The organism is Thalassospira sp. UBA1131, from assembly GCF_002311515.1.
GTDB lineage: Bacteria > Pseudomonadota > Alphaproteobacteria > Rhodospirillales > Thalassospiraceae > Thalassospira.
Genome location: NZ_DCAO01000069.1, coordinates 1 through 8,232 on the forward strand (window position 1 = coordinate 1; position 8,232 = coordinate 8,232).

The window sequence follows — 8,232 nt, forward strand, 5'->3', positions numbered from 1 at the left end:
TTTGCCAATCATGATCTGGATGTCGAACTGATCGAACCATCCGATCCGTCCGCCCCGCCGCGCCTTGTTGCCGCCGGTCAGGGCGATGTTGCCGTGAACTATCAGCCACAGCTTCACGTTCAGGCCGCCGAAGGCCTGCCACTGACGCGTATCGGCACACTGGTTGCAACCCCGCTTAACAGCCTGATCGTTCTTGAAGATGGCCCGATCAAGGAAATCGCCGATCTCAAGGGCAAGAAGATCGGCTATTCGCTGGCCGGTTTTGAGGATGCGCTTCTTGGCACCATGCTCGGCAATCACGGGGTTTCGATTGACGATGTCGAACTGATCAATGTGAACTTCTCGCTCTCGCCGTCGCTTTATTCCGGTCAGGTCGATGCGATCATTGGCGGCTATCGCAATTTCGAGCTCAACCAGATGGAAATCGAAGGCAAGCCAGGCAAGGCATTTTATGTCGAGGAAGAAGGCGTTCCGCCCTATGACGAGCTGATCCTGACCGTGCGTAACGACAAGGTCGATGACCCGCGTTATGCCCGCATGCTGGCTGCCCTTGAAGAAGGTGTGCAGTACCTGATCAACCATCCTGATGACAGCTGGCAGGCCTTTATTGCCGCCTATCCGAACCTTGATGATGAACTCAATATCAAGGCATGGGCCGATACCCTGCCGCGCTTTGCGCTGCGTCCGGCCGCCCTTGATAAGGCGCGCTATGCCCGCTTTGCCGATTACATGGTCAAACAGGGGTTGATCACCGAAAGCCCGGCGCTTGAGAGCTATGCGACCGTGATCGAATAAAATTCAGTCCCCCCTGCTTTCGCAAGGCTCGCCCCGGCAACTGCGAAAGCATTGGTCTGCACCCCGCATGGGCAGACCAGCAAGAAAGGCCGGAATGTGTGTCCCGCTTTCCGGCCTTTCGCTTGCGCAGGTCAAATTCCCAGTTACCTTATGGTCACCCGCACAAAATGCAGAATGGCGACCACATTCAAACCGGATCAGGACCCAAAAGTGCAGCAGCAAACAAAACCAGCCCATCACACAGATAGCGGCTTTGAAAACCGTCACCCCCTGCCTGATCCGGTCAAACGGTCGCTTTGGCATTTCTTAAAGCGGCGCTATTTCGGTGATGATAACTGGCCAAAGGCCAAGCATCAGGTCGGTAAAATCCCCAGCGAAACACCTGATCATGACGCCATCCACAACCCGGACCCAAAACGCCTGCAAGTCACATGGGTCGGGCATGCCACGGTTCTGGTGCAATATGGTGGGCTTAATATTCTGACCGATCCGGTGTTTTCCGACCGCGCATCACCGTTCAAACGCGTTGGACCGAAACGCTATACCCGACCGGGCCTTGCCATCGACCAGTTGCCCAAGCTTGATCTGGTGTTGCTGTCGCATAATCACTATGACCATTTCGACCTGGCCAGCCTGACGCAGCTTGGCAACGCGCCGCGTTATGTCTTGCCGCTGAAGAATGGTGCACTTCTGGAAAAGGCGGGCATTCGTGCGGATCGCTATGTCGAACTGGATTGGGATGAAAGTCATCATCACGATGATCTGAAAATCACCCATGTGCCATCGAACCACTGGTCAAGCCGCACCACCAAGGACCGCAAGGAAATGCTTTGGGGTGGCTATATCCTTGAATTCGGCGATGGCTACCGGTTCTATTTTGTTGGCGATACCGGCTGGAACGAAGCCCTGTTTACGGAAATGGGCACAATCCACGGCGGGATTGATTTCGGCCTGATCCCAATCGGGGCCTATGACCCGCGCGACTTCATGCGTAATGCGCACTGCAACCCCGAAGAAGCCATTCAAATCATGCAGAAAATGGGCGTCAAACAGGCGCTTGCCATTCATTGGGGGACGTTTGTTCTGACGGCTGAGCCGGTGGATGAGCCGCCGGTCCGACTGGCAGCGGCCCGCAGGGATAGCGGGATTGCAGATGGCGATTTCGTTGCACCACCAATCGGGGCGACCCGGTTCTTTGATGGCAAAGCCGCCCCCGCATCAACAACCACGCAAAAGGTCGAGCATACGGCGTCTGGCTCATAGCTGCTCTTTCAAGTTCGGTTTGGTGGTTTTTCAAACTGCATGCTAAGCATCAATGATTGCGTCACAAAACCGTAACATTGATTGCCCCGCCATGAGTTTGACTGTCTTTCTTGCTGTAATGGGCGCTGCCCTGATGCATGCCGTGTGGAATGCATTGGTCAAGGGTGGTTCGGACAAACTGATGAACATGACGGCAATCGTGCTGGGTCATACGCCGATTGTTCTGACCCTGTTGCCGTTTGTTGACCTTCCCGCCCCAGAAAGCTGGCCTTATTTGCTGACTTCGCTTGGGCTTCATATCGGCTATCAGTTGTTTCTGATCCTGGCGTATCGTTTGGGCGATCTCAGCCAGGTTTATCCGATAGCACGCGGGTCTTCGCCGCTGATTGTTGCGGCGGTGTCCGTGTTGATCATGGGGGTTACCCTGCATGTCAGCGAGTGGCTGGCGATTGTTGTCATCGGGGTTGGCATCATCAGCATGTGCATAACGCGACAAGCCGATGGCATGCGCAACCGCAATGCAGCCCTTGCCGCGATCATTACCGGTTGTTTCATCAGCAGCTATTCATTGGTGGATGGCACCGGTGCGAGGCTGGCCGGAACGGCGCTTGGCTATTACAGCTATCAGACAATTGGCAACGTTGTGATCTTTGCCCTGATCGTGACCTTCGTGCGCCCGCGCATCCTTGCCGATATCGCGCGATCTGGCAAAAAGGTCTTTGCGATTGGCGGCACCGCGTCCTTTGCGGCCTATGCCACTGTGATGTGGGCCTTTACACAGGCGCCGATCCCGCTTGTCGTCGCCCTTCGCGAAACAGGCATTGTCTTTGCCCTTTTGATCGGGGTGTTCTTCATGGGCGAGAAGCTTAATCTTGTGAAGCTGTCCTCGACCATGATGACGCTGGGCGGGGCGATTATCCTGCGTCTGGCACGCAGCCTGTAACCGCCCCTGCCCAATAATATCAGTTTCAGAACACGCGATCAGACCCGTGTGCGCGGCACACGGCGGGTACCGTCTTCGAACCGGGCAAGCTCCATCCCCTTTAGCGTGATGGATGGCTGCCCGGTGGTGATCCAGTCTGCCAGCACCTTGCCAACCACCGGCCCCATGGCAAAGCCATGGCCCGAGAAACCGGATGCGACAAAGAAATGCTTGGGGTTGTCGAACTGATCAATCACCGGCACCGCATCCGGGGTGACATCAATGTCGCCCGCCCAGGTATCAACGATGCCGACTTTCTTGATCTGTGGCAGGACCTTTTGCAGGTTGCGCATGGCGTTTTTAACCCGCACCTCATACGGCTCCGCCTGATTGGTGCGTCGTACGATCATGGGGTGCCTTGATGCATCCGATCCCGGCAGGCGATCCACCAGATCATCAAAGAACCGCTTGTTAAAGTGGAACTTGAAGGTCGCCCAGTTGTCAAACAGTCCCGGCATGAAATCGCGCGCATACTTGAACCGGCCCAGTGTCAAATCAATGTCGGTCATGAATTCATCGGCGATGTTCATCGACCCATCTGCGCGTTGCCGAAACGCCAGCCCAGCCGCCAGCGTGCCCGCAGCCGAAATGCCGGGTACCGGTGTGGTGCGGATCACGGTACCGCGCGTGGTTTGTTGCGGCAAACGCCGCCCGAACTTGGCGACGAATTTATGCGTCGCAGCCCCGGCCGCACAGATGACGTATTTGCATTTGATTTCGCCCTGTTCGGATACCACCGAACTGATTGCGCCGGCCTCTGTCTCGATCGAAAGCGCGCCGCAGCCCTCGGCAATCACAGCACCCAATTCACTGGCGCGCTTGGCAATTGCCGGGGCGGCCTTTTTCGGTTCGGCCTGCCCGTCTGAGGGCGTGTAGATCCCGCCAACACCCGGTGTTGTGATCCCCGGTGTCAGTTTTTCGACCCCCTTGGGGTCAAGGACCTGGGTTTCGATGCCAAAGTGTTTGGTGTCGTTAATCCAGCCTTCGAATTCCGACATTTCCTTGTCATCTCGGGCGACAAACAGCACCCCGCCCTGGCGCCATTCCAGATCGGCATTCAGTTCTTTTTCAAGACCTTGCCAGATTTTATTGCATTCAATCATCAATGGCAGTTCAACCGGGTCACGCCCCTGCTGGCGGACAAAGCCCCAGGCACGACCGGACTGGTGTGACGCGATGGTATCCTTTTCCAGAAGCACGACTTTCATGCCGGCCCTGGTCAGGTAATAGGCGCAAGATGACCCGTGAATACCGCCGCCGATGACAACGACGTCGCATTCCTTTGGCAGGGTGATTTTGGGATAATTCGTCATGTGGGGACCTAAAGATGAATATTGGTGGCAATTCAATTTGGTGTGTGGCGGGAACCACGTTATGTTGCGCGCCAACAAATCTCAACCAAATCAGGTGCCACCATGTCTGATCATGCAAAAAAACAGTCCCCCGCCACCGTGAGTGCACAGGCGCTTGGCTGGGTCGATGAAGCCACCAAATCCGTCACGCCGCCGCTTTATCCGTCAACCACGTTCGAACGCAACACAGATCTGAGTTATCATGACGGGCGCTGCTATACCCGTGCGGACAACCCGACCTATGACCAGGCCTGTGCGGTCCTGAATGAACTTGAAGGCGGTTCTGAAACCCGCCTGTTTGCATCGGGCATGGCGGCTGCCGTTTCTGTTTTGCATGCGTTGAACCCGGGTGATCATGTTGTTGCCCCCAAGGTGATGTATTGGGCGCTGCGCAGCTTCATGCTTGATAGTGGTGTGCGTGCCGGACTGTCATTTGATTTTGTGGATAACGCCGATATTGCCGATTGGGACAAACACATTGTTGCCGGCAAGACCAAGCTGGTCTGGCTTGAAACCCCGGCCAACCCGGATTGGCAAATCACCGATATCGCCGCTGTTGCCAAACTTGCCAAGGCCGCTGGTGCCGTTGTGGTTGTTGACAACACTGTTGCCACGCCGCTTCTGACCCGTCCAATTGATTTTGGTGCCGATATCGTCATGCATTCGGCAACCAAATATCTGAACGGTCACAGCGACGTTTTGGCGGGGTCGCTGACCACTGCCAAGGACAGCGAATTCTGGCAGCGTGTTTGCAAACAGCACGCATCGGGCGGTGCCGTTCTGGGCGTGTTTGAAACATGGCTTTTGCTGCGCGGGATGCGCACCCTTTCGATCCGTGTGGAGCGTGCCAGTGCCAATGCCATGGCGATTGCCAAGCATTTCGAAAACCACCCGGAAATCGAACAGGTTCAGTATCCGGGCCTTGAAAGCCATGTTGGCCATGACGTTGCCAAAAAGCAGATGTCAGATGGTTTTGGCGGGATGTTGTCGCTGCGCGTCAAGGGCGGTGAAAAGCGTGCGGTTGATTTCCACAACCAGTGCAAACTGTTTAAACGCGCGACATCGCTTGGCGGGGTTGAAAGCCTGATCGAACATCGATCCTCGGTCGAAGGTCCGACCAGCCCGGTACCGGCAGACCTTCTGCGTCTTTCGGTCGGGATCGAAGATTGTGGAGATCTTGTTAACGACCTTGAAACGGCCTTGCGCTTAAGCAAATAAGACACATCCGTTTTCAATCAGGAATCAACTGATCGATGCCCAAGTCGATGCCGATCCAAATCGCAGTCAGATCATGGACACGTGCTGTCAAACGCAGTGTCGGTTTCTCTGTGGTTGCGCTGGCATCGACTATCCTTCCCATCGCCCCGACGGTTGCACATGATAGCAATACCCCCCGGGGCAGCCTGACCGACGTCAATGCCCTGCCCCCGGCGCCGGGTTTGATTTTTGACGTGGTGGCTGGCGAATACATCATGTTTGATGCGCTGGTCGAACGGCTGTCAGGTCGCAAATACATTCTGATCGGCGAAAAACACGACAATCCCATCCACCATCACCATCAGGCACAGCTGGTCAATGCACTCAGCAAGTCGGATGAGCGTGAGCGTGCGATTGTCTGGGAAATGTTTACCCGTGATCAGCAGGCATCGCTTGAAGACAGCTGGCAGACGCTTCCTGTTTCGGAACTCGGTCCGGCGATGGCGTGGGAAGATCGCGGTTGGCCGTCATGGCATGACTATGCGCCAATTGCGCAGGCTGCACGCGACAACGGTTTGATGATGGTGGCGGGTAATCTGCCCGATGATCTGCTTAAACCCATGATCAGCAATGGCAACGATGCCCTGCCCGATGATCTGGCAGCCAAGCTTGATTTGCCAGATATGCCGACAGAAATACTGGATCGCTTCAATGTCGAAATCGCCGAGGGACATTGCAATATGTTGCCCAAAAGCATGCTGGGTGGTTTTTCCGCCGTTCAGTTTGCCCGCGATGCGTCGCTTGCGCGTGCGATGAGCGATGCGGCAAATATTGACGGCATTGATGGTGCCTTCCTGATTGCGGGTGCCATGCATGTCCGCCACAGCATTGCCACCCCCTGGCATTTGCAGCGCTATGAACCGGATCTTGAGGCACGCGATATCGCAGTCGTCAGCCTGATCGAGGCCGATGATCCCGGCCCGGACGCGTCAAGCATCGAGGATTACGCCATGCGGTTTGGGGCGCCCGACGACATCGATTTCATGTGGTTTACCAATGATATCGCGCGTGGCGATCCGTGCGAGAACCTCGGAATGGGGCAATAACCCCAAAACCCGTTCAGCCAAGCTTTTCGGATTACTTGATCTTGCGCGGTAACCAGTCGGTGGTCGCAACCGGTTTGCCTTTGTGAGAGCGCATGACGCGCGGGCGCACGACTTCCTTTGCCTCGGGCGTGGTCGCAGTTTTGCGGACCGAGGCATAAAATTCAACCAGTTCATCGAACGGGATGATCGTTCCGATCCCCTCCTTGTAGGCCTTGGTAAAGGGCGGATGATTGCGCACGGTCACACTGAGATGTTCGACCGTGTGATGACCGAACTGCGCCCAGATGCTTTCAAGGAAATGGATAGTTTTCGGATCAACCGATTTCAGCCGCACATCAGGCCGGGATTCTTCCATCACGGCATAAAGGTTCGGTTCGACCGGGCCGAATTCCTCGGCGACAAAAATGGCGGGCATCAACATGTTGCCGTGATAGTTCGCACCGTAATAGGCCTGCGCCAGATACAACAAACGATGCAGTTTTTGCGGCTGCAGGTATTCGTTGTCATTGAGTGCGAGGTCAATGAACCTGAATGCGGCATCAAATACCGTATTGAGAACCGGCTTGTTCTTCATGCTGTGCCCGATGGTCATGGGATACGATCACGTGTTGCCAAGGATCATAAAACCTATGGCAGATACCAACAAGCATCACCGATCAGCTTTTTAAATTTTCGGGGAAAGTCGTGGTTTGAAGTGCCTATGAGCAGGCCCGCCTAAACGGTCGCATCCAGATGCTTGCCGCGCACGCCTACACCATGGGCCACCGCATTGACCACCGCATAAAACGATGTACCGCTATTGGCCGACAGATCAAACGGGATCGACGGATCAAGCAGGCTGGCAAAATCGATCTCGCTGGGCATATCAACAGCCCCCTCGCGGTCACTTGCGCGACGCGCGGCTGACAGATTGCGCTGTTCGGTGCGCTGGTCTTTCTGTTCGCCGGGATTGCCCTGCCCCGATTGACGTTTGTTTTTGCCATCGACATAGGCATTAAACAGAATGCCGTCATCATCGGGGTCATAGGTATAGTTCTGAGACGATGCCTCAACCTGATTATCCCGGTCGGCCGTTGCCACACCGCGCGCACCAGCAGGCGCAAGTCGGCCATACTGGCCAACCTGTGAAACTGTCTGTGCGTTTTGGACCGGTGCGATCATGTTCCTCTGCCTTGGCGAAAGACCGATATGGGCTAAGACCTAATTCAACCCATGCATTATACATGAATATATAGTGATACGGCAGGAAATTCGCAATTCCTGCCCCTCACCTCAGTTTCCAGGCGTATTAATCGCCTTCGAATTCGACCAAGTGGAATTCTTCGATACCGCGATCGCGGATTTTCTGCGCCCCGCCAAGGTCGGGCAGATCAATGATAAACGCACAACCTGCGACCTCTGCCCCGATCTTTTCGACCAGATCAATCGCGGCAAGGGCAGTACCACCGGTTGCAATCAGATCATCCATGATCAGAACACGACTGCCCGGTTTGACGGCGTCCTTGTGGATTTCGATGACGTCGGTGCCATATTCGAG

9 protein-coding genes are annotated in these 8,232 nt (G+C 55.4%); 5 read left to right on the forward strand and 4 right to left on the reverse strand.

The window, feature by feature from the left end; all coding sequences use genetic code 11:
* The 3 genes from B3Z49_RS10990 to B3Z49_RS11000 form a co-directional block, all read left to right on the forward strand.
* Positions 1 to 795, forward strand: a 795-nt coding sequence (locus tag B3Z49_RS10990; protein ID WP_296990801.1) for an ABC transporter substrate-binding protein, incomplete at its 5' end; no start/stop codon positions are given.
* 210 nt (positions 796 to 1,005) lie between these two features.
* Positions 1,006 to 2,058 (forward strand): MBL fold metallo-hydrolase, encoded by a 1,053-nt coding sequence (locus B3Z49_RS10995; protein ID WP_296990803.1) that lies wholly within the window; start codon positions 1,006 to 1,008, stop codon positions 2,056 to 2,058.
* Between the two features lie 91 nt (positions 2,059 to 2,149).
* Entirely contained in the window at positions 2,150 to 3,001 is an 852-nt protein-coding gene (locus B3Z49_RS11000; protein WP_296990804.1) for a hypothetical protein, read from the forward strand.
* Positions 3,002 to 3,039: 38 nt separating this feature from the next.
* Here the strand turns inward: B3Z49_RS11000 and B3Z49_RS11005 are convergent, their stop codons facing one another.
* Positions 3,040 to 4,353 (reverse strand): NAD(P)/FAD-dependent oxidoreductase, encoded by a 1,314-nt coding sequence (locus B3Z49_RS11005; protein WP_296990806.1) that lies wholly within the window; start codon positions 4,351 to 4,353, stop codon positions 3,040 to 3,042.
* 102 nt (positions 4,354 to 4,455) lie between these two features.
* Here B3Z49_RS11005 and B3Z49_RS11010 point away from each other — a divergent pair, with 102 nt between their 5' ends.
* Positions 4,456 to 5,610 (forward strand): trans-sulfuration enzyme family protein, encoded by a 1,155-nt coding sequence (locus tag B3Z49_RS11010; protein ID WP_296990808.1) that lies wholly within the window; start codon positions 4,456 to 4,458, stop codon positions 5,608 to 5,610.
* A 35-nt stretch (positions 5,611 to 5,645) separates the two neighbouring features.
* A complete protein-coding gene (locus tag B3Z49_RS11015) occupies positions 5,646 to 6,695 on the forward strand; it encodes a ChaN family lipoprotein (protein ID WP_296990810.1) in 1,050 nt (349 codons plus the stop codon).
* A 31-nt stretch (positions 6,696 to 6,726) separates the two neighbouring features.
* Here B3Z49_RS11015 and B3Z49_RS11020 read toward each other — a convergent pair whose 3' ends face one another.
* The 3 genes from B3Z49_RS11020 to B3Z49_RS11030 form a co-directional block, all read right to left on the reverse strand.
* The gene (locus B3Z49_RS11020; protein ID WP_040823914.1) at positions 6,727 to 7,269 is read right to left on the reverse strand and encodes a Panacea domain-containing protein; all 543 of its coding nucleotides are present in this window, start codon (positions 7,267 to 7,269) and stop codon (positions 6,727 to 6,729) included.
* Positions 7,270 to 7,409: 140 nt separating this feature from the next.
* The gene (locus tag B3Z49_RS11025; protein ID WP_008890907.1) at positions 7,410 to 7,856 is read right to left on the reverse strand and encodes a hypothetical protein; all 447 of its coding nucleotides are present in this window, start codon (positions 7,854 to 7,856) and stop codon (positions 7,410 to 7,412) included.
* 127 nt (positions 7,857 to 7,983) lie between these two features.
* Positions 7,984 to 8,232, reverse strand: a 249-nt coding sequence (locus tag B3Z49_RS11030; RefSeq protein ID WP_296990813.1) for a phosphoribosyltransferase family protein, incomplete at its 5' end; no start/stop codon positions are given.